This is a genomic window from Bordetella saccharivorans, assembly GCF_045862855.1.
Taxonomy (GTDB): Bacteria; Pseudomonadota; Gammaproteobacteria; order Burkholderiales; family Burkholderiaceae_B; genus Bordetella_A; species Bordetella_A petrii_F.
Map to the genome: position 1 here is coordinate 1,285,811 of NZ_BAAFZO010000001.1, position 20,860 is coordinate 1,306,670.

At 67.3% G+C, this 20,860-nt stretch carries 18 protein-coding genes and 1 riboswitch; of the genes, 12 read left to right on the top strand and 6 right to left on the bottom strand.

The features are described from left to right. The first annotated feature begins 214 nt into the window (after positions 1–214). The 5 genes from gatC (at position 215) to ACKTT0_RS06190 (ending at position 7,340) form a co-directional block, all read left to right on the top strand. The gene (gene gatC, locus ACKTT0_RS06170) at positions 215–523 is read left to right on the top strand and encodes an Asp-tRNA(Asn)/Glu-tRNA(Gln) amidotransferase subunit GatC (RefSeq protein ID WP_407848988.1); all 309 of its coding nucleotides are present in this window, start codon (positions 215–217) and stop codon (positions 521–523) included. A gap of 3 nt (positions 524–526) precedes the next feature. Next, on the top strand, positions 527–2,083 hold the full coding sequence (gatA, locus tag ACKTT0_RS06175; RefSeq protein WP_407848989.1) for an Asp-tRNA(Asn)/Glu-tRNA(Gln) amidotransferase subunit GatA: 1,557 nt from the start codon (positions 527–529) through the stop codon (positions 2,081–2,083). Continuing rightward, positions 2,080–3,537: an Asp-tRNA(Asn)/Glu-tRNA(Gln) amidotransferase subunit GatB gene (gatB, locus tag ACKTT0_RS06180; RefSeq protein WP_407848991.1), complete on the top strand. Its 1,458-nt coding sequence runs from the start codon at positions 2,080–2,082 to the stop codon at positions 3,535–3,537. The genes gatA and gatB overlap by 4 nt, the downstream gene beginning before the upstream one ends. Positions 3,538–3,922: 385 nt before the next feature. Beyond that, on the top strand, positions 3,923–6,049 hold the full coding sequence (locus ACKTT0_RS06185; protein WP_407848993.1) for a LamG-like jellyroll fold domain-containing protein: 2,127 nt from the start codon (positions 3,923–3,925) through the stop codon (positions 6,047–6,049). 307 nt (positions 6,050–6,356) lie between these two features. Continuing rightward, positions 6,357–7,340 carry an IS110 family RNA-guided transposase gene (locus ACKTT0_RS06190; RefSeq protein WP_407847750.1) on the top strand — a complete coding sequence of 328 codons (984 nt, stop codon included), beginning with the start codon at positions 6,357–6,359 and terminating at the stop codon, positions 7,338–7,340. Between the two features lie 57 nt (positions 7,341–7,397). Here the strand turns inward: ACKTT0_RS06190 and pyrE are convergent, their stop codons facing one another. Further along, complete coding sequence (gene pyrE / locus ACKTT0_RS06195; RefSeq protein ID WP_407848995.1) at positions 7,398–8,075, bottom strand: orotate phosphoribosyltransferase; 678 nt, start codon at positions 8,073–8,075, stop codon at positions 7,398–7,400. Between the two features lie 149 nt (positions 8,076–8,224). On the opposite strand from pyrE, the gene ACKTT0_RS06200 reads away from it, so the two are divergent. Both ACKTT0_RS06200 and gdhA read left to right on the top strand, forming a co-directional pair. Continuing rightward, positions 8,225–9,013 carry an exodeoxyribonuclease III gene (locus tag ACKTT0_RS06200; RefSeq protein ID WP_407848996.1) on the top strand — a complete coding sequence of 263 codons (789 nt, stop codon included), beginning with the start codon at positions 8,225–8,227 and terminating at the stop codon, positions 9,011–9,013. Between the two features lie 419 nt (positions 9,014–9,432). Continuing rightward, positions 9,433–10,776, top strand: coding sequence for an NADP-specific glutamate dehydrogenase (gene gdhA, locus ACKTT0_RS06205; RefSeq protein WP_289786857.1), 1,344 nt, complete (start codon positions 9,433–9,435; stop codon positions 10,774–10,776). A 170-nt stretch (positions 10,777–10,946) separates the two neighbouring features. Here the strand turns inward: gdhA and ACKTT0_RS06210 are convergent, their stop codons facing one another. From ACKTT0_RS06210 to ACKTT0_RS06230, 5 genes are all read right to left on the bottom strand, one after another. After that, complete coding sequence (locus tag ACKTT0_RS06210) at positions 10,947–11,519, bottom strand: trimeric intracellular cation channel family protein (protein WP_407852383.1); 573 nt, start codon at positions 11,517–11,519, stop codon at positions 10,947–10,949. A 103-nt stretch (positions 11,520–11,622) separates the two neighbouring features. Further along, positions 11,623–12,864: a muropeptide transporter gene (locus ACKTT0_RS06215; protein ID WP_407852384.1), complete on the bottom strand. Its 1,242-nt coding sequence runs from the start codon at positions 12,862–12,864 to the stop codon at positions 11,623–11,625. A gap of 597 nt (positions 12,865–13,461) precedes the next feature. Continuing rightward, positions 13,462–14,079, bottom strand: coding sequence for a methionine biosynthesis protein MetW (gene metW, locus ACKTT0_RS06220; RefSeq protein WP_407848997.1), 618 nt, complete (start codon positions 14,077–14,079; stop codon positions 13,462–13,464). Then, the gene (metX, locus tag ACKTT0_RS06225; RefSeq protein WP_407848998.1) at positions 14,076–15,377 is read right to left on the bottom strand and encodes a homoserine O-succinyltransferase MetX; all 1,302 of its coding nucleotides are present in this window, start codon (positions 15,375–15,377) and stop codon (positions 14,076–14,078) included. Before metX ends, metW begins: the two co-directional genes overlap by 4 nt. Further along, positions 15,367–15,446, bottom strand: a riboswitch (SAM riboswitch). It overlaps the preceding gene by 11 nt. Before the next feature lie 47 nt (positions 15,447–15,493). Beyond that, positions 15,494–16,252, bottom strand: coding sequence for a GntR family transcriptional regulator (locus tag ACKTT0_RS06230; protein WP_407849000.1), 759 nt, complete (start codon positions 16,250–16,252; stop codon positions 15,494–15,496). A 170-nt stretch (positions 16,253–16,422) separates the two neighbouring features. Between ACKTT0_RS06230 and ACKTT0_RS06235 the strand changes: the two genes are divergently transcribed. The 5 genes from ACKTT0_RS06235 to ACKTT0_RS06255 all read left to right on the top strand — a co-directional run bounded on the left by ACKTT0_RS06235 (position 16,423) and on the right by ACKTT0_RS06255 (position 20,826). Next, the gene (locus ACKTT0_RS06235; RefSeq protein ID WP_407849001.1) at positions 16,423–16,704 is read left to right on the top strand and encodes a UxaA family hydrolase; all 282 of its coding nucleotides are present in this window, start codon (positions 16,423–16,425) and stop codon (positions 16,702–16,704) included. 44 nt (positions 16,705–16,748) lie between these two features. Beyond that, the gene (locus ACKTT0_RS06240) at positions 16,749–17,924 is read left to right on the top strand and encodes a UxaA family hydrolase (RefSeq protein ID WP_407849003.1); all 1,176 of its coding nucleotides are present in this window, start codon (positions 16,749–16,751) and stop codon (positions 17,922–17,924) included. A 161-nt stretch (positions 17,925–18,085) separates the two neighbouring features. Beyond that, entirely contained in the window at positions 18,086–19,099 is a 1,014-nt protein-coding gene (locus tag ACKTT0_RS06245) for an ABC transporter substrate-binding protein (protein ID WP_407849004.1), read from the top strand. A 55-nt stretch (positions 19,100–19,154) separates the two neighbouring features. Next, on the top strand, positions 19,155–19,952 hold the full coding sequence (locus ACKTT0_RS06250) for an ABC transporter ATP-binding protein (protein ID WP_407849006.1): 798 nt from the start codon (positions 19,155–19,157) through the stop codon (positions 19,950–19,952). Further along, the gene (locus ACKTT0_RS06255) at positions 19,945–20,826 is read left to right on the top strand and encodes an ABC transporter permease (RefSeq protein WP_407849007.1); all 882 of its coding nucleotides are present in this window, start codon (positions 19,945–19,947) and stop codon (positions 20,824–20,826) included. Before ACKTT0_RS06250 ends, ACKTT0_RS06255 begins: the two co-directional genes overlap by 8 nt. The last annotated feature ends 34 nt before the right edge of the window (positions 20,827–20,860 follow it).

Genomic DNA, 20,860 nt, shown 5'->3' on the forward strand with positions numbered 1-20,860 from the left:
GCGAGAAGGAATTAGGGTCAAACTGCCTGCGGCGGGCCACGAACGGGCCCTGCCAATCCAGAGCAGCGATTAAACCGTGAATGATAACTTATAATTTCCCAGGAAATAGCGCATAAATGCGGGCTATTCATGCTTTGTCACAGCGCCGGGCGGTGTACGCTGCGGTGCTGCGCCGGCCGGCCCCGTCCCCTTCGATTTTTCTCAGTTTTCCCTCATGGCGCTCAACGAACAAGACGTGGCCCGCATTGCCCGGCTGGCCAGAATTGAATTGACCCCCGACCAGCGCACCCGCGCCCAGGACGAGCTCAACGGCATTCTCCACCTGATCGAACGGCTGCAGGCGGCCGACACCCAGGGCGTCGAGCCCCTGGCGCACCCCCTGTCGGCCCACCAGGATATCGCCCTGCGCCTGCGCCCCGACGCCGTTACCGAGACGGCCACGGAAGCCCGCCGGGCCGAGCTGCTGGCCAATGCGCCGGCGGCCCGCGACGGCCTGTTCCTGGTTCCCAAGGTCATCGAGTAAGCCATGACGACTTCCGCCCTGCATACCCAATTCGGCGGCATCGCCGAGCTGCGCGCCGCCCTGGCGCAGCGCCAGGTCAGCGCCCGCGAGCTGGCGCAAAGCGCCCTGGCGGCGGCCCAGGCAGCCGCCCCCCTGAACGTCTTCCTGCACATCGACGAGGCGCGGACCCTGGCCCAGGCCGACGCGGCCGACGCCGCCCTGGCGGCCGGCACGGCCGGCCCGCTGGCCGGCGTCCCCATCGCCCACAAGGATGCCTTCGTGACCCGCGGCTGGCGTACCACCGCCGGCAGCAAGATGCTCGAGGGCTATGCCAGCCCGTTCGATGCCACCGTGGTGCAGCGCCTGCAGGAGGCCGGCGCCGTCTCCATCGGCAAACTCAATTGCGACGAGTTCGCCATGGGGTCGGCCAACGAGAACTCGGCCTACGGCCCGGTGCGCAACCCCTGGGACGCCGACGCGGTGCCCGGCGGCTCGTCGGGCGGCTCGGCCGCGGCGGTCGCGGCCCGCCTGGTGGCCGCGGCCACCGGCACCGATACGGGCGGCTCGGTGCGCCAGCCCGCCGCCCTGTGCGGCGTCAGCGGCATCAAGCCCACCTACGGCACCGTGTCGCGCTTCGGCATCGTGGCGTTCGGCTCCAGCCTGGACCAGGCCGGCCCGCTGGCTCCCAGCAGCCGCGACCTGCTCGAACTGCTCGACCCCATGAGCGGCTTCGACCCGCAGGACGCCACCAGCCTGGAAGCCTGCGACGGCGTTCCCAACGCCCCGGGCCGCGTGCGCGCCGCCCACGACCGGGTCCAGGCGGCCTGCGATGCGGCCGGCAGCCAGCCGCTCAAGGGGCTGCGCATCGGCGTGCCGCAGGAGTATTTCGGCGCCGGCCTGGCCAAGGACGTGGCCGATGCGGTCGAGGCCGCCCTGGCGCAATTCGAGGCGCTGGGCGCGCGGCGCGTGGCCGTGTCGCTGCCGCGCACCGAACTGGCCATCCCCGCCTACTACGTCATCGCCCCGGCCGAGGCCTCCAGCAACCTGGCCCGCTACGACGGCGTGCGCTACGGCCACCGCGCCGCGGAATACGCCGACCTGAACCAGATGATCGCGCGCTCGCGCGCCGAGGGCTTCGGCGACGAGGTCAAGCGCCGCATCCTGATCGGCACCTACGTGCTGTCGCACGGCTACTACGACGCCTATTACCTGCAGGCCCAGCGCGTGCGCCGCCTGATCGCGCAGGACTTCCAGCGCGCCTTCGCCGGCCAGTGCGACGTGATCATGGGTCCGGTGGCCCCCACCGTGGCCAAGAATATCGGCGACAACCGCGACGACCCCACCGCCGACTGGCTGGCCGACGTCTACACCCTGGGCGTCAGCCTGGCCGGCCTGCCGGCCATGTCGATTCCCTGCGGCTTCAGCCCCGAGGGAGCTGGCGGCGCCAAGGCGCGCCCCGTCGGCCTGCAGATCATCGGCAATTATTTCGACGAAGGCCGCCTGCTGGCCATCGCCGACCGTTATCAACAAGTCACCGACTGGCACCGCCGCGTGCCGGGGCAGCAAGGCACCGCGCAATGAACTGGGAAATCGTCATCGGCCTGGAAACGCACACCCAGCTTTCCACCGACGCCAAGATCTTTTCGGGCAGCAGCACCCGCTTCGGCGCCGCGCCCAACACGCAGGCCAACCTGGTCGACCTGGCGCTGCCCGGCAGCCTGCCCGTGATGAACCGCGGCGCGGCCGAGCGCGCCATCCGGTTCGGCCTGGCGGTGGGCGGCACCGTGGCGCCGCGTTCGGTGTTCGCGCGCAAGAACTACTTCTACCCCGATTTGCCCAAGGGCTACCAGATCAGCCAGTACGAGCTGCCGGTGGTGCAAGGCGGGTCGATTTCGTTCTTCGTGGGCCAGGAAGAAAAAACCGTCAACCTGACGCGCGCCCACCTGGAAGAAGACGCGGGCAAGTCGCTGCACGATGAATTCACCCTGCCCAACGGCGCCCCCGCCAGCGGCATCGACCTGAACCGCGCCGGCACGCCGCTGCTGGAAATCGTCACCGAGCCGGAAATGCGCTCGGCCGCCGAGGCGGTCGCCTACGCGCGCGCGCTGCACAGCCTGGTGGTATGGCTGGGCATCTGCGACGGCAACATGCAGGAAGGATCGTTCCGCTGCGACGCCAACGTATCGGTGCGCCCGGTCGGGCAGGAGGAATTCGGCACCCGCACGGAAATCAAGAACGTCAACTCGTTCCGCTTCCTGGAACGCGCCATCCTGTTCGAGGCGCGCCGCCAGATCGAGCTGATCGAGGACGGCGGCACCGTCGTGCAGGAAACCCGCCTGTACGATGCCGACCGCGACGAAACGCGCAGCATGCGCAGCAAGGAAGACGCGCACGACTACCGCTACTTCCCGGACCCGGACCTGCCGCCGCTGGTGATTTCGCCCGAATGGATCGAGCAGGTGCGGGCCGGCATGCCCGAGCTGCCGGCCGCCCTGCGCGCCCGCTTCGAGCGCGACTACGGCCTGTCCGCCTACGACGCCGCGCAGTTGTCGGCCAGCCGCGGCCTGGCCGCCTATTTCGAGGACGTGGCGCGCGCCCTGCCGGCGGGCCAGGCCAAGCAGGCCGCCAACTGGATCATGGGCGAAGTCGCGGCCACGCTGAACCGCGAGGAAAAGGACATCGCCGACTCGCCGGTGCAGGCGCCGGCCCTGGCCGCCCTGATCGGCCGCATCATCGACGGCACCATCTCCAACAAGATCGCGCGCGACGTGTTCGCGGCCATGTGGGCCGGCGAGCACGGCGGCCAGCCCGACGCCATCATCGAGGCGCGCGGCCTGAAGCAGATCAGCGACACCGGCGCCATCGGCGCCATGATCGACGAAGTCCTGGCCGCCAACCCCGCCATCGTGGCCGAATACCGGGCAGGCAAGCAGAAAGCCTTCAATTCCCTGGTGGGCCAGATCATGAAGGCCGCGAAAGGGAAGGCGAACCCGCAACAGGTCAACGAGCTGTTGAAGCAGAAGCTGGATAGCTAGCAGGAGCGGGCGGGCGCCTTTTGGGGCCGCCGTTCCGCGTTCCGCCGGCATCGAGGGGAAGCCGGCCCGCTCATGCGGGTGCCAGGTGTCAGACACCCCTATGCACTGCGGTGCTTGACGCGACGACGTACACGGGGTGTCTGACACCTTACATATGCAGACGCCCGCGTCAACAGTCGAACGCTCATGCAGGTGCCTGACGCCTGCGCACGCGGCCGGCTCCGTGAAGCCCGGCCACCGCCCGCCACCCCGCGACGGCAATAGAACCACCTCCGCCGTCAATCACCCCCATGTACCGTCACACGCCGGTAACCGCCCCTTAACGCCCCTGTTGCACTCCCCCTCTACTGTTGCGCCTTTGCCTGACCAACAGTAGGAGCACACCTTGTCTTCTGAAGACCCCACACCCGTCGACCGCGATGAACCGCCGGCCCTGCCCAGGATCGACACCCGCCGCCGCGTGCTCGTGCAGGCCGGCCTGGGCGGCTGGCTGCTGCCCGCGCTGGGCGCGACCTCGCTGCTGACCGCCTGCGGCAGCGGCAGCGACGACGACGATGACGACAGCGGCGGCGGCGATGACGGCGGCACGACGCCCCCGCCCGCGCCGGCCAAGGTGTCCAGCTTCGGCCTGGTCGTGTTGCCCGACACGCAGTTCTATTCCCGCTACGCCACCGAGGAAACCGGCAACCAGTTCCGCAAGCTCTACGGCAGCGAGCCATATCTGGCGCAGACGCAATGGATCGTGCGCAGCGCGGCGACGCTCAAGGTGCCGTTCGTGATCCACCTGGGCGACGTGGTCGACCAGGTCGGCAAGCCGCAGCAATGGGAAGTGGCCGACACCGCCATGAAGGTGCTGGAAGACGGCGGCATCCCGTACTCGATCCTGGCCGGCAACCACGACGTACTACGCGACATCGGCTACGAAAGCGACCCGGTCGGCGGCACGGACGCCGATCGCGACCTGTCCCAGGAACCCTACCTGCAATGGTTCGGCACCGAGCGGGCCAGCAAGCAGCCGACCTTCGGCGGACGCCATGCCAGCGGTTTTCACGAATATCACATCTTCGAGGCCGAGGGGCAGCAGTTCCTGGTGCTGTCGCTGTCCTGGCGCGCCTCCGACGACGCCCTGAACTGGGCCTCGCAGGTGCTGCAGACGCACTCCAGCCTGCCGGCCATCCTGGTCAACCACCAGTTGCTGGCGATCGACAACGACGGCACCAGCCCGCTCGAAGTGGACTACGGCCTGATGCTGTGGGACAAGCTGATCCGCGGCCACGACCAGATCTTCCTGACGCTCAACGGCCACTACCATGGCGCGGCGCGCATCACCAAGACCAACGATTTCGGCAATCCGGTCGAAGAGATCGTGGTCGACTACCAGATGGCCTACCAGGGCGGCAACGGCCTGCTGCGCTTCTTCGAGTTCGACCTGACCAACAACCGCATCCACGCCCTGTCCTTCTCGCCCTGGGTGCCCGAAAAGCCCGCCGACACGCTCAACGAATTCGACCAGGCGATGCTGGCCGACCCCAACAACCAGTTCAGCATCGAGATCGACTTTGCCAAGCGGTTCGCCGGCTTCAACCCTGGCTTCAAGGCCGCCGCGCCGGCCAATGAATCGCTGGCCGCGGCGGCCACCGCCCTGATCATGGAAGGCTTCGAGGACCGGCCCGCGCCGCCCAAGACGCCGGCCGCCAACGACGAGGACTACCCGCACGTGGCCGAGACCGTGGCCCACTGGCGCTTCGTGGGCGGCGCAGCCGGCACGGCGGTGGCCGAAGGCGCGGTCATCGCCGACAAGTCCGGCAACAACAACGGCATGACGCGCGCGCCGCTCGACCAGCCAGCCGGCAACCCGGCGCAGCTGGACGACCTGCAATGGAGCGCGGACCGCCACCACCTGTCGGCCGCGCCCGGCAGCATCCAGTTCCGCAATGCCGGCGGCAACCGGCTGAGCTATTTCATGACCGACGCCGCCGCCGCGATCAACAACGAGACGTTCGCCAATGGCTACACGGTCGAGGCGTTCATCAAGCTGGACAAGAACTGGAGCGCCCAGACCAATGCCTGGATGAACATCATGGCGCGCGCCGGGCGGCGCGGCAACCTGCCCGGCTTTGCCGGCGGCCTGCCGGAATCGCCGCCGCTGCAATTCGCCATCTCCAACCTGCGCGAAGTGCAGTGGGAAGTCATCCCGGAAACCACCGCCTCCGGGCAGCGCTCGTCGCGCACCAACTGGTCGGGCGAGATCATGGTGGATACCTGGCTGCACATCGCGGTAGTGAACGACCCCGCCACGCGCGAAACGACCATGTATGTGGAAGGCGCGCCGGTGCTGCGCAACGCCATCGACACGGTGGGGCTGGCCACGCTGGGCCTGCCGTGGGCGGTGGGAGCCGGCTTCTGGGATGGCGGGCCCCCGGGCAGCGGCTTCCTGGGCGCGCTGGGCGAGATCCGCATCGTCGCCAAGCCGCTGCCGCCCGGCCAGTGGCTGACGGCGCGGGCGGGCTGATCGGGCGGGTGGACCTCGATGGGTGTCTGACACCCCGCGCGAAACCGCCGGCCGGCGGTGGGCGTTTCATGGGGTGTCAGACACCTTGTATCTTGGGCGCAGTGGTGATTAGCTATCCCCACTAGCGGATCTGGTGAGCTTGTTCAGACACCGAAGGCTTGAGACTTTCTCCTACAGATTAAGCGCCGGATCCTCCCTCTGAGAGCCGACTGGACACTGGACGGTAGCGAAGGGCTTGGAGACCCTGGATGTACAAGGCAAGTGGGCGCAGTGGGCTTGGAGGCAGCGTCAATAGGAGTCCAAGTCTATGTTTTTTCTGGGAATTGATGTTTCAAAGGCGAAGCTGGATTGCGCGCTGTTGAGCGCCGAAGGGACCAAGCGCAAGACCAAGGTGGTGCCCAATACGGCGGCCGGGGTGCGGCTGTTGCTGGGTTGGTGCGCCAAGCAGGGCGCGCAGCCCGAGCAGTTGCATGCCGTGCTTGAGCCGACCGGGCCGTATCACGAGCAGGCCGGCACCGCGCTGCACGATGCGGGGGTGACGGTGTCGATGATCAACCCGGCGCAGGCTCGCGATTTTGCGGGTGCGCTGGCGGTGCGCTCGAAGACCGATGGAATCGATAGCTACGTGCTGGCACGCTATGGCCAGGTGCTGCGTCCGTCGGCCTGGCAGCCTGCGCCGCTGCACGCGCGGCAGTTGCGCGCGCTGCTGGCTCGGCGCGAGGCGCTGGTTCAGGATTTGCAGCGAGAACTCAACCGCCAGGAGAAGGCCCAGTTCGGCCGCTCGCCGCAACTGGTGACGGGCTCGATCAGCGAGAGCGTGGCGTTCTTGCGCGAGCAGCTCAAGCGCCTGGAGCGTGCGATCGACGACCATATCGATCGTCATCCGGACCTGAAAGAAGATCGCGAGCTGTTGACCAGCATCCCGGCCATCGGCCCGCAAACAGGCAATGCCATCCTGTCGATCATGCACAACCGGCGTATCGACTCGCCAGGGGCGTTGGCCGCTTACCTGGGTGTGGTGCCGGTGCAGCGCCAGTCCGGGACCAGCCTGTGCGGCCGAGCGCGGCTGTCCAAGGCCGGCCCGGCTCAGGTGCGGGCCATTCTCTACATGGCTGCCATCGTGGCCGTGCGGCGTAATCCGCACGTGCAGCAGCTCTATGCCCGCTTGCTCAAGGCCGGCAAAAGCAAGATGGCCGCGCTGGGCGCGGCCATGCGAAAGCTCACTCACTTGTGCTTCGGCGTGCTCAAAAACCGCACCCCCTACCGCAGTGACTACGCTTTAAATGCTTGACTGCCGAGACGGTATCTGGGGGAGCCGGGTCCGGACGGGTGTCAGACACCCGATGCCTCAGAGAATGCCGTACTTGGCCCGGTACGCCAGCACCGCCTCGCGGTTGCTGGCGAACTGGGCGTCGTGCTGCAGCAGGGTCAGGATGTCGGCCAGCGAGGCGATGCTGACCACGGGCATGCCGTAGGTGCGGGCGACGTCCTGGACGGCCGAGTGCGGCGACAGGGCGTCATCGGGACCGGCGCGTTCCTGGCGGTCCAGGGCGATCAGCACGGCGGCGGGCTCGGCGCCGGCGGCGCGGATGATCTCCACCGATTCGCGCACCGAGGTGCCGGCGGTGATCACATCGTCGATGATGACGACCTTGCCCTGCAGCGGCGCGCCCACCAGGGTGCCGCCCTCGCCGTGGTCCTTGGCTTCCTTGCGGTTGAAGGCGAACGGTACATCGCGCCCGCCCATGGCGGGGTGGCCGGCCAGCGCCACGGCGGTGGCGGTGGCCAGGGGAATGCCCTTGTAGGCCGGGCCGAACAGCATGTCGAAGGCAAGGCCGGAATCCAGCAGTGCCTGGGCATAGAACTGCGCCAGCCGCCCCACCGAGGCGCCGCTGTTGAACAGGCCGGCATTGAAAAAGTACGGGCTGATGCGGCCCGACTTGACCTTGAAGCTGCCGAAGCGCAACACACCCTCATCCAGGGCGAAACGGACAAAATCGGTAGAAGTGGCGGAGGCGGCGGCCATGCGGGAGGTTCCGGGAAACAAGACAGACCGGCATTTTAGCCGCCCGGGCCAGCACCCATGGTCGGGGCCGTCCGCCGCCGGCGGCCGCGAGTCGGTTAAATTCAGCCCTTGGACCGGCGCCGGCCGGCCGTTTTTTCAGGAGTCCCGTCGTGCTGCGCATTACCTCGATCAACCTCAACGGCATTCGTTCGGCATTCCGCAAAGGCCTGCAACCCTGGATGCAGGCCCACGCGGCCGATGTGCTCTGCCTGCAGGAAATCAAGATCTCCGACAGCGACCTGACCGATGACATGCGCCATCCGCCCGGCTACACCGGTCATTTCTGCCACGCCATCAAGAAAGGCTACAGCGGCGTGGGCATGTATCTGCGCAATGCGGCCGAACGCGTCACCACCGGCATGAATTGCGAAGAATTCGACGCCGAAGGCCGCATCATCCGCGCCGACTGGAAGGACCTGTCGGTAATCAGCGCCTACCTGCCCTCCGGTTCCAGCGGCGACGAACGGCAGCAGGCCAAGTACCGCTTCCTGGACCTGTTCGGCCCGTGGCTGGACGACTTGATGCGCGAACACAAGAAAACCGGCCGCGAGTTCGTGATCTGCGGCGACTGGAATATCGCGCACAAGGAAATCGACTTGAAGAACTGGAAGAGCAACCAGAAGAACTCCGGCTTCCTGCCCGAGGAGCGCGCCTGGCTGACCGAGGTATTCGACAAGCGCGGCTTCATCGACGTCTTCCGCACGCTGGACGAGCGGCCCGAGCAATACACCTGGTGGAGCAACCGGGGCCAGGCCTGGGCCAAGAACGTCGGGTGGCGCATCGACTACCAGATCGCCACGCCCGGGCTCGCGGCGCGCGCCCGGGCCGTGTCCATCTACAAGGACGAACGCTTCAGCGATCACGCACCGCTGACCATTGACTACGAAGCCACGCTCTGAAACCGCCCGCCGGCCCCACTTAATTGGGGCCACATTAACCCCCGGACACTGTCGCAAAATCGTTGAGTCCGATTTTCAGTGTGTACCGGCACGTACGGCAATACCGCGCATGGCCAGGCTCATGGCGAGGAATAAAACAGGGACACTTTCCATCCACCAGCAAACACGGGCATCAGCGGGCTGCGCCGCATCGCGCGCGCGCCCGGCCCGACACTGCCAGAAACAAAGCGTCCCTAATAACGATCGGCCGCAACGCCAGCATCCATGCGGGTTTCCAGCCGATGGCGTTTTGCCGGGGGAGCCGGAATCGCCTTACAATCCCGCACCGAACCAGTGCGATGACGCACTGGGTTGGACCGAATGCGCACCACATCGACGCAAGTTTGCACCGATCTGTTGCGTTCCCCCAGGAGACCGGTGTGAAACTGCAGAGTCTTGACGACTTCCTGCGCCAGGTCGCCGCGCGCGACCCGCAGCAACCCGAATTCATGCAAGCCGTGCACGAAGTCATGGCAAGCTTGTGGCCTTTCCTCGAGCAACATCCCCACTACGCCGACCACGCGCTGCTCGAGCGGCTGGTCGAACCTGAACGCGTGATCCAGTTCCGCGTCTGCTGGACCGACGACCGGGGCCAGGCGCGCGTGAACCGCGCCTTCCGCATCCAGCACAACTCGGCCATCGGGCCGTTCAAGGGCGGCATGCGCTTCCACCCGTCGGTCAACCTGTCGGTGCTGAAGTTCCTGGCCTTCGAGCAGACCCTGAAAAACGCCTTGACCACCCTGCCCATGGGCGGCGGCAAGGGCGGCTCGGACTTCGACCCCAAGGGCAAGTCCGACGGTGAAGTGATGCGCTTCTGCCAGGCGCTGATGGTCGAGCTGTACCGCCACCTGGGGCCGGACACCGACGTGCCGGCCGGCGACATCGGCGTGGGCGCGCGTGAAGTCGGCTTCATGGCCGGCATGATGAAAAAGCTGTCGAACTCGGCGGCCAGCGTCTTCACTGGCAAGGGCCTGACCTTCGGCGGCAGCCTGATCCGCCCCGAGGCCACCGGCTACGGCACCGTCTACTTCGCCGAGGAAATGCTCAAGCGCGCCGGCATGTCGTTCGACGGCCTGCGCGTATCGGTGTCGGGCTCGGGCAACGTGGCCCAGTACGCCATCGAAAAAGCCATGTCGCTGGGCGCGCGCGTGGTCACCGTGTCGGACTCCGACGGCACGGTCATCGACGAGGCCGGCTTCACGCACGAGAAACTGGCCGCCCTGATGCACCTGAAGAACGACCTGCGCGGCCGGCTGGCCGAGTACGCCGGGCAATTCAAGCTGGGCTACGCGCCCGGCAAGCGGCCATGGCACGTGCCGGTCGACGTGGCGCTGCCCTGCGCGACCCAGAACGAGCTGGAACTGGACGACGCCCGCACCCTGATCGCCAACGGCGTGAAATGCGTGGCCGAGGGCGCCAACATGCCCGCCACCCTGGAAGCCGCCAAGCACTTCATCGAGGCCGGCGTGCTGTACGCGCCGGGCAAGGCCAGCAATGCCGGCGGCGTGGCCGTGTCGGGCCTGGAAATGAGCCAGAACGCCATCCGCCTGGCCTGGAACCGCGACGAAGTCGACCAGCGCCTGCACGCCATCATGCGCGACATCCACGAGAACTGCGTGCGCCACGGCCAGGGGCGCGGCACGGCGGTCAACTACCTCGACGGCGCCAACATCGCCGGCTTCGTCAAGGTGGCCGACGCCATGCGCCAGCAAGGGCTGTATTGAACCCTGCCCGGAGCGCGCCCAAGGTGTCAGGCACTGGAGGTGCCTGACATCTGCTTCAGGCGCCGTCCCGGTCGTGGCCTCCAGGTGCTAAAGGTGTCAGACACCTCTGGTGTCTGACACCTGTCTTGCACACCTGCCCTCCCCGGCCTGCCGCTGGCCGCGCGCGCCCCTCAATGCCAGTCGTCGCGATACACGAAACGCGGCATCTGCCAGTTGTAGCGCAGCGCCAGCAGGCGCAGGGCCAGCCCCACCGCCAGCGCGACCGGCACGGCCACATTGGCCACCAGCCCCATGGCCGACAGGCCCAGGTACAAGCCGCCGGTGACGATCGATACGCTGGCGTACAGCTCCTTGCGGAACAGCAGGGGTACATCGTTGCACAGGACGTCGCGCAGCACGCCGCCGGCGCAGCCGGTGATCATGCCGCTGATCAACGCGATGCCGGGCGACAAGCCCATGTGCTGCGCCACCTGGCAACCGATGACAGTGAACGCCACCAGGCCCAGCGCATCGAGCAGCAGGAACAGGCTGCGCAGGCGCCGCATGAGCGGCGCCGCCAGCGCGGTCAGCATGGCGGCGCCCGCGGTCATGCCGAGGTATTCCGGGTGCACCACCCAGGTCAGCGGATAATGCCCCAGCAGCACATCGCGCAACGAGCCGCCGCCCAGGGCGGTGACGCAGGCGATGATGCACACGCCCATCCAGTCCATGTCGCGCCGGCCGGCCGCCAGGGCCGCCGTCATGGCTTCGGCCACGATGGCCACCAGGTAAAGGACGTGCAGCAGCACGGTGGACGTTTCAATCGACATGGGCACCCCAGGGTCGGCCGCGGCGCGGCCCGGACGATCAGGCCGGCGGCTCCAGTGCGTCGATGGTACGGCGCTGTCGCCACAGCAACAACAGCCCCGGCAGCGCGATCGCGACCGTGAGCAGGAAGAATCCGGGCCAGCCCAGCCAATGCACCAGCGGCGGCGTCAGCGGCCCGGCCAGGTAGATGCGGCCGACCGCCGACAGCGCCGACAGCAGCGCGAACTGGGTGGCCGAAAAACGATGCTGGCACAAGGCCATCAGCAGGGCCACGAAGGACGCCGTGCCCAGCCCGCCGCACAGGTTCTCGATGCCGACCGCGGCGCCCATCAGCCAGATGCTCTTGGGCGCGACGGCGATGACCCAGTAGCCCAGGTTGGAAATGGCCTGCAAGATGCCGAACGCCATCAGCGAGCGGAACAGCCCCCAGCGCGCCATCAGCGAGCCGCCGGCGAGCGCCCCGACGATGGTGGCGGCCAGGCCCAGCACTTTGTTGACGGTGCCGACTTCGGTGGGATCGAAGCCGGCGCCGCGGATCAGGAAGGTGGTGGAGAGGGCCCCGGCGAACGCGTCGCCGAGCTTGTACAGGACGATCAGCGCCAGCACCGTATAGGCACCGCGCCGGCTGAAGAACTCGCGGAACGGCTCGACCACCGCCTGGCCCAGGTTGCGGGGGGCGGTGGCGGGCCGCTCGGGCTCGGGGGCCCAGAGCGTGGCGAGCGAGCACGCGAGCATCAGGGCGCCCATCAGGACGTAGGTGGGGCCCCATCCCAGCCATTGGTCGGCCAGGATCAGGGCCAGCCCGCCGGAGACGACCATGGCCAGCCGGTATCCCAGCACCTTGATGGCCGCGCCGGCGCCGCGCTCTTCGCGGCGCAGCACGTCGGTGCAGTAGGCGTCGAAGGCGATGTCCTGGGTGGCCGAGAAGAACGCCACGGCGACCGCCAGCAGGGCCAGCGGCAGCAAGGCGGTGGCCGGCGAGAGCGCTCCCATGGCCATGATGGCGGCCGCCAGCAGCCACTGGGTCACCAGCATCCAGCCGCGCCGGCGCCCCAGCAGCGGCGGCACATAGCGGTCCACCAGCGGGGCCCACAGGAATTTCAGCGTATAGGCGGACCCCACCAGGGTGAGGAAGCCAATTTCTTCCAGCGACACGCCATCGACCGTGGCCCATGCCTGCAAGGTGCCGCCGGTCAGGGCCAGCGGCAGTCCGCTGGCGAAGCCCAGCACCAACAGGGGCATTACGCGGCGGCTGAAATAGACATGGGATGCGGCGGTAATGGAGCTCTCCTGGCAATGGCGGCGGCGCGTCGCGCGACACCCGGCATATTAACCAATGCGCTTGGGGCGGCTGATCGGCTTGAACGGGACGGTGGCGGTCGTTGGGCGTCCTGGGCGGGGCTGAGGGAGGCGGGCCGGCCACGTCGCTCGGCTCGGGCGCGCCACCAGGCGCCCTCGGTCCCCTGCGGGGACTGCCCTCGCTCCAACTGGCCGGCCCGCCTCCCTCAGCCCCGCCCAGGACTCACAGCGGCGGCATGCGTGGGGGTGGCGGAACCGTTGGTCATTGGGGGGCGTGGTGTGGCGCTGTCGGTGTCAGACACCCCCGTGCACATCGTCTCTTCAAACACAACCGTGGCAAGGGGTGTCTGACACCTGTTAGATCGGCACAGAGGTATCCGACGCCGACCTACCCGAGATCCTGCGAGCCCGGGCGTGCCGGTGGGGCCTGGGCGGCCAGTTGGAGCGAGGGAAGCCCCCGCAGGGGGCCGAGGGCGCCTGGTGGCGCGCCCGAGCCGAGCGACGTGGCCGACCGGGCGCCTCAAGAACTCAACAACAGGCACCCCACGAGCAACCCGTCACGCGCCGAACCTCAAATCGCTATTCAGCCGCATACCGATACACCGCCAACGTACTCCGCCACCCGGGCAGCACCGTGACTTCGCGGTCTTCGTGGAAGGTGGCCCGCTCGAGAATCCGCAGGCCGAGGTCCGCCGCCAACTGCTCGAAATCGCGCAGCGTGCACAAGTGGATGTTGGGCGTGTTGTACCACTGGTAAGGCATCTGCCCCGTCACCGGCATGCGGCCGCGCAGGATCGACCAGCCGTGCGGCCAGTAGCCGAAGTTGGGAAACGACACGACCCCGTAGCGCGCCACCCGGGCCATCTCGCGCAGGATGTGCTCGGTGCGGTGCATGGACTGCAGCGTCTGCGACAGCACCACCGTATCGAACTGCTTGTCGTCGAACAGCGCCAGCCCGTCTTCCAGGTTCTGCTGGATCACCTCCACGCCACGGCGCACGCAGGCAATGACATGGTTGTCGTCGATCTCGACGCCCGCGCCGCGCACCTGGCGCTGGTCGCGCAGATAGGCCAGCAGCGCGCCGTCGCCGCAGCCCAGGTCGAGCACGCGGCTGCCGGGCTCGATCCAGCTGGCGATCCGTACCAGATCGGGGCGCATGCCGGCCGTGCTTGCCGGGCGGGCCGAAACGGGATTCATGCGGGATATCCTTCCGAAGGCACCGGCACAGCCGCCTCGGATTGCGGCGGCGCGGCGGGAACGGACGCCGCCCGCGCGCCGGCGGGCGCCGCCTGCAGCCCCAGCTCGCGCGCGATGCGGTCATAGTAGCCGCGCACCACCGCATGGTAGCGGGCATCGTCGAGCAGAAACGCATCGTGCCCGTGCGGCGCGTCGATCTCCGCATAGGTGACCGGGCTGCCATTCTTGAGCAGGGCGCGCACGATCTCGCGCGAGCGTTCCGGCGGAAAGCGCCAATCAGTGGAAAACGACACCAGCAGGAAATCCGCCTGGGCGGGCGCCAAGGCGCGTGCCAGGTCGCCGCCGGTGTCGCGGGCCGGATCGAAATAATCGAGCGCGCGGGTGATCAGCAGATAAGTGTTGGCGTCGAAATAGCGGCTGAACTTCTCGCCCTGGTAGCGCAGGTACGACTCCACCTCGAACTCCACGTCGTAACCGTAGCGATAGGCGCCGCCCTCGGCCGGCTCGCGCTGGGTGCGGCCGAACTTCTCGGCCATGTCGTCATCGGACAAGTAAGTGATATGGCCGATCATGCGCGCCACCGACAGGCCGCGGCGCGGCACGGTGTTGTGCGCGTAGTAGTCGCCGCCGTGGAAATCCGGGTCGGTGATGATGGCGCGCCGCGCCACCTCGTTGAAGCCGATATTCTGCGCCGACAGGCGCGGCGTGCTGGCGATGACGATGCAATGCGCCACCCGCTCCGGACACGTGATGGCCCAGCCCAGCGCCTGCATGCCGCCCAGCGAGCCGCCCATCACGGCGGCGAAGCGCTCGATGCCGAAATGGTCGGCCAGCCGCGCCTGGGCTCGCACCCAGTCTTCCACCGTCAGGACCGGGAAGGCCGCGCCCCAGGGATGGCCGGTGGCCGGGTTGATGCTGGCCGGGCCGGTAGAGCCGAAGCACGAACCCAGGTTATTGACGCCGATCACGAAAAACCGGTCGGTGTCGAGCGGCTTGCCCGGTCCGACCATGTTGTCCCACCAGCCGATGTCCTTCGGGTCGTCGGCGGCCACGCCGGCCACGTGGTGCGACGCGTTGAGCGCGTGGCACACCAGCACGGCGTTGGTGCGTTCGGCATTGAGCGTGCCATAGGTTTCGACGGCCAGTTCGTAGGACTGCAGCGATTGCCCGCTGGCCAGGGGCAGAGGTTGGTCGAAGCGGATGAGCCGGGGGGTGACGATGCCTACCGAACCGGGGTCGGCAGGAGCGGCGGCGCTGGGAGCAAGCCCGCCGGCCGGATGCTGGGCGTGGGGGGTCATACGGACCTCTTTAGCTGGATTTATAGAGGCGCCCGCAAGCGGATCAGGCAAATCGGCGCCGATGTGAAGCCAGCATTCTAACACCCGGGCGGGGTGGCGGGCCAGGCGCGCGGCGCTCAGGTCGTGAGCGCCGCCCCCGGCTCCTGCCCCAGGTACTCATAGGCGGCCGTATTGACCCGCGACACCCGCCATTCCACCGCCTGGCGGTTGTACGAATAGGCCACGCGGCGGATCTCCAGCAGCGGCGTGTGCTCCGCCACCCCCAGCCACTCGGCATGGGTGGCATCGGCCAGGCAGACGCGCAGCCGTTCGTCAGTGGCGATGACATTCACCCCGAAGACATCCTGGTACAGCGCATACAGGGTGCTGGGCCGCTCGCGCAGGTGGCTTTCCGCCATGCCGGGAAAGCGCGACTCGGGCAGGCAGATGTCGTCGACCATCACCACGTCCCCATTGAGCGACAGCACGTTCGAGAACTCGAACACATGCGCCCCCGTCGGCAAGCCCAGCCGCTCGCGCACCAGGGCCGTGGCCCGCACGCGCCGGAAGCGCAGCAGCTGCGTGGCCGGATACGACTTATGGCCGTCCTGGCGCACGATGCGGAAGAACTTGAAGAAATGGTGGTTGCGCGTGTGCACCGCGACATACGTGCCGCGTCCCTGGTGGCGTACCAGGATGTTTTCCGCCGCCAGCTCGTCGATGGCCTTGCGCAGCGTGCCGATCGAGACGCCGAAGCGCTCGGCCAGGGTCTTCTCTGGCGGCACCGCGTCGCCCTGCTTCCATTCGCCGCTCGCCAGGGCCGCGAGCATCGCCTGCTTGACCTGCGCATACAGGGGACTGCCGAGCGGAACGGTCGAAGTGGCGGTGTTTCTCATGGCGTGGCGGACGGTTGGAGTCGCGGAATTGTACCGGCGCACGCGGCGCCAATTCGAATCATACAACTCATATATATGATTTAGTTGACTTGGATGCAAGTGGGGCCTAAGATTCCATGGACCGTCGCGGCCGCGCAGCCAGGCGGGCCATCACACCAGAGAGGAACAGAATGATTCACGCCGTATTGCACGATGCGAAAGACACGGTGGCCGTAGCCGTCGTGGAAGGCCTCAAGGCAGGCACCGACCTGAATGCCTGGATCATGGACGAAGACAAGATCATCCAGCTCAAGGCCGTGCAGGACATCCCCATCGGCCACAAGGTGGCGCTCAAGGACATGGCTGTCGGCGACACCGTCTTCAAGTACGGCACCGACATCGGCAAGGTGGTCGAGCCCATCAGGGCGGGCGAGCACGCCCACGTCCACAACATCAAGACCAAGCGCTGGTAAGCGGCCGCGGTCCCCTCAACGATCTACACACATAGGAAACCGCCATGGCCATTGTCAATGCCTCGACCACTTTCCGCGGATACCGCCGCGACAACGGGCGCGTCGGCGTGCGCAACCACGTCATCGTGCTGCCGGTGGACGATATCTCCAACGCCGCGGCCGAAGCCGTCGCCAACAACATCAAGGGCACCATGGCCCTGCCCCACCCCTACGGGCGGCTGCAGTTCGGCGAAGACCTGGAACTGCATTTCCGCACCCTGATCGGCACCGGCTGCAACCCCAACGTGGCCGCGGTGATCGTCATCGGCATCGAGGAAGGCTGGACCAAGCGCGTGGTGGACGGCATCGCCGCCACCGGCAAGCCGGTGGCCGGCTTCAGCATCGAGCTGCACGGCGACCACGACACCATCATGCGCGCGTCGCGGCAGGCCAAGGAATTCGTGCACTACGCAACCGCGCTGCAGCGCACCGAATGCCCTATCTCCGACCTGTGGGTCTCCACCAAGTGCGGCGAATCCGACACCACTTCGGGCTGTGGCGCCAACCCCACGGTAGGCAATGCTTTCGACAAACTGTATGCTCTGGGCAACACCCTGGTGTTCGGCGAAACCTCCGAGCTGACCGGCGGCGAGCACATCGTGGCGGAACGTTGTGCCAATGACGCGGTGCGTGAACGCTTCATGTTCATGTTCAACCGCTACCAGGACATGATCGACCGCTGGAAGACCAGCGACCTTTCCGAATCGCAGCCCACCAAGGGCAACATCGCCGGGGGCTTGACCACAATCGAGGAAAAGGCCATGGGCAATATCCAGAAGATCGGCAAGAAGTGCCGCGTCGATGGCGTGCTGGACAAGGCCGAAATTCCCACCGGCAAGGGCCTGTGGTTCATGGATTCGTCCTCGGCGGCGGCCGAGATGGTGACGCTGTGCGCGGCCTCCGGCTACGCGGTGCATTTCTTCCCCACCGGCCAGGGCAACGTCATCGGCAACCCCATCCTGCCTGTCATCAAGATCTGCGCCAACCCGCGCACGGTGCGCACCATGCGCGAACACGTCGACGTCGACACTTCCGGCCTGCTGCAGCGCGAGATCGACCTGGACCAGGCCGGCGACAAGCTGCTGGAGTGCATGCTGGCCACCGCCAACGGGCGCTGGACCGCGGCCGAGGCGCTGGGTCACCGCGAGTTCGTCCTGACGCGCCTGTACGAGAGCGCCTGAGCGCCGGGGCGGCCGTCACGATGCAGGCAGGCAAGAGGCATCCGGCCCGGCTGACCGCCGGGCCATGAAGCAGGACGCGACGCGCGGTGCACCGGCGCACAGATTGCCGGGCCCGCGCGCCGCAATACGCCTACCCAGGCGCCATCCCCAAGGAGGAAGACATGAAGCGAATCACGCGTATTGCAACGGCCGCCTGTCTGTCGGCCGGCATGCTGCTGGGCGCGGCCGCCCGGGCCGAAGTGTCGGAACTGACGGTCGCGGTGCAGCCGGGCATCAGCTATCTGTCGCTGATGGTCATGCAGGACGAGAAACTGATCGAGAAGCATGCCCGCCAGGCCGGCATCGAGGACCTGTCGGTGAAATGGTCGCGTTTTGCCGGCGGCAACGTCATGAACGAGGCCGTACTGTCGGGCAGCCTGCATTTCGCCTCCGGCGGGGTCGGCCCGCTGGTGACCATGTGGGCCCGCACGCGCGGCAACCTGAATGTGAAGGCGGTGTCGGCCATCAACGCCATGCCGCTGTACCTGAATTCGCGCAACCCGCAGGTCAAGTCCATCAAGGACCTGACGGAGAAGGACAAGATTGCCCTGCCCGCCGTGCGCGTGTCGATCCAGGCGGTGACGCTGCAGATGGCCGCCGAACAAGCCTTCGGCGAAGGCCAGCAGAACCGACTGGACAAGCTGACGGTGTCGCTGGCCCACCCGGACGGCATGACCGCGCTGCTGTCGGGCTCCAGCGAGATCACGGCGCACTTCACCTCGCCGCCGTTCCAGGACTTCGAGCTCAAGCAGCCGGGCATCCACCGCATTCTCAGTTCGTACGAGGTGCTGGGCGGGCCGGCCACCTTCAACCTGGTATGGACCACCGAGAAGTTCTACAAGGAGAACCCCAAGGTCTACGCGGCCTTCGTGGCGGCGCTGCAGGAAGCCACCGACAAGATCAACAAGGACAAGACCTGGGCCGCCGACGCCTACCTGCGGCTGGCCAACGACAAGCGCACCAAGCGCGAGGACGTGATCGAGATCCTCAACAACCCGGACATCACCTACACCCTGACGCCCAACAACATCATGAAGTACGTGAATTTCATGCACAAGGTGGGTTCGATCAAGGTCTTGCCCGGCTCCTGGAAGGACCTGTTCTTTCCCAACGCCCAGCAACTGCAGGGCAGCTGAACGCGACGCAACCGGCGCCCCGGCCCCGGCCGGGGCGCCCCACCGGAGGGTAGGCATGACTGATGCAACAGCCGGCGCGCCGCTGCTCGATGTGCGCGGCGTGACCCTGCAGTACAAGACGCCCGAATACCTGATCACCGCCACCTACCGGGTGGATTTCCAGGTCTGGCAGGGCGACCGCTTCATCCTGCTGGGCCCGTCGGGTTGCGGCAAGTCGACCCTGCTCAAGGCGGTGGGCGGCTACCTGCCGCCGGTCGAAGGCGAGATCCGCCTCAAATCGGAAGTGGTCACGCGGCCGGGCCCGGACCGCATGATGGTGTTCCAGGAATTCGACCAGTTGCTGCCCTGGAAGACCGTGCGCCAGAACGTCGCCTTCGCGCTGCTGGCCAGCGGCCGGCTGGGCGCGCGCGAGGCGGACGAGCGCGCCATGCATTACATCCAGAAAGTGAACCTGGCCAAGTTCGCCGACAGCTATCCGCACATGCTGTCCGGCGGCATGAAGCAGCGCGTGGCGATCGCGCGCGGCATGGCCATGGAACCCGACATCCTGCTGATGGACGAGCCGTTCGCGGCGCTGGACGCTCTGACCCGCCGCAAGATGCAGGACGAGCTGCTGCAGCTGTGGGACGACACGCATTTCACGGTGCTGTTCGTCACCCACTCGATTCCCGAGGCCATCAAGATCGGCAACCGCATCCTGCTGCTGTCGCCGCATCCCGGCCAGGTCAAGGCCGAGCTCAACAGCGTGCCGCGCGGCGACCATGACGCGGAGCGCCACCAGGAGCTGGAAGAGCGCATCAACGCGATGCTGTTCTCGGACCGCGTCGAAGAGGAGGAACAGCATCATGGCTGAACTGCAGACGCCCCGCGGGGCCGGCCGCGCCGAGCGCTACCTGGAGCCGGTCGCCGACGAATCCTTCGGCGTGGTCCAGAAACCGCTGTCGGCCTGGGAACGGCTGTACAACATCGGCGCCCTGCGCAAGCTGTTCCTGCTGGCAGTGCTGGCGCTGGTCTGGGAAATCTACGCGCGCAGCATCAACAACCCGCTGCTGTTCCCCACCTTTGGCGCCACCGTGGCCGCGCTGTACGACGGGCTGGTGCACGGCGCGCTGCTGCTCAAGGCCTGGACCTCCATCCGCGTGCTGCTGGTGGGCTACGCCGCCGGCATCGGGCTGGCCGCCCTGCTGACGGTACTGGCCATCACCACCCGGCTGGGCACCGACCTGCTGGAAACGCTGACCTCGATGTTCAATCCGCTGCCGGCCATCGCGCTGCTGCCGCTGGCGCTGATCTGGTTCGGCCTGGGCGAAGGCAGCCTGGTGTTCGTGCTGATCCATTCCGTGCTGTGGGCCGTGGCGCTCAATACGCATTCGGGCTTCCTGTCGGTGTCGATGACGTTGCGCATGGTGGGGCGCAACTACGGCCTGTTGGGGTTCGGCTATGTGCGCCGCATCCTGATCCCGGCCGCTTTTCCCAGCATCCTGACCGGCCTGAAGATCGGCTGGGCCTTCGCCTGGCGCACCCTGATCGCCGCCGAGCTGGTGTTCGGCGTCAGCAGCGGCTCCGGCGGCCTGGGCTGGTTCATCTACGAGAACAAGAACCTGCTGGAGATCCCGAACGTGTTCGCCGGCCTGTTCACCGTGATCCTGATCGGCCTGCTGGTCGAGAACGTGATCTTCCGGACCGTGGAAATCCACACTATCCGCAAGTGGGGAATGCAGCACTGACCTGCCGCACCGCCGGCGCCAACCCGAACCAAAG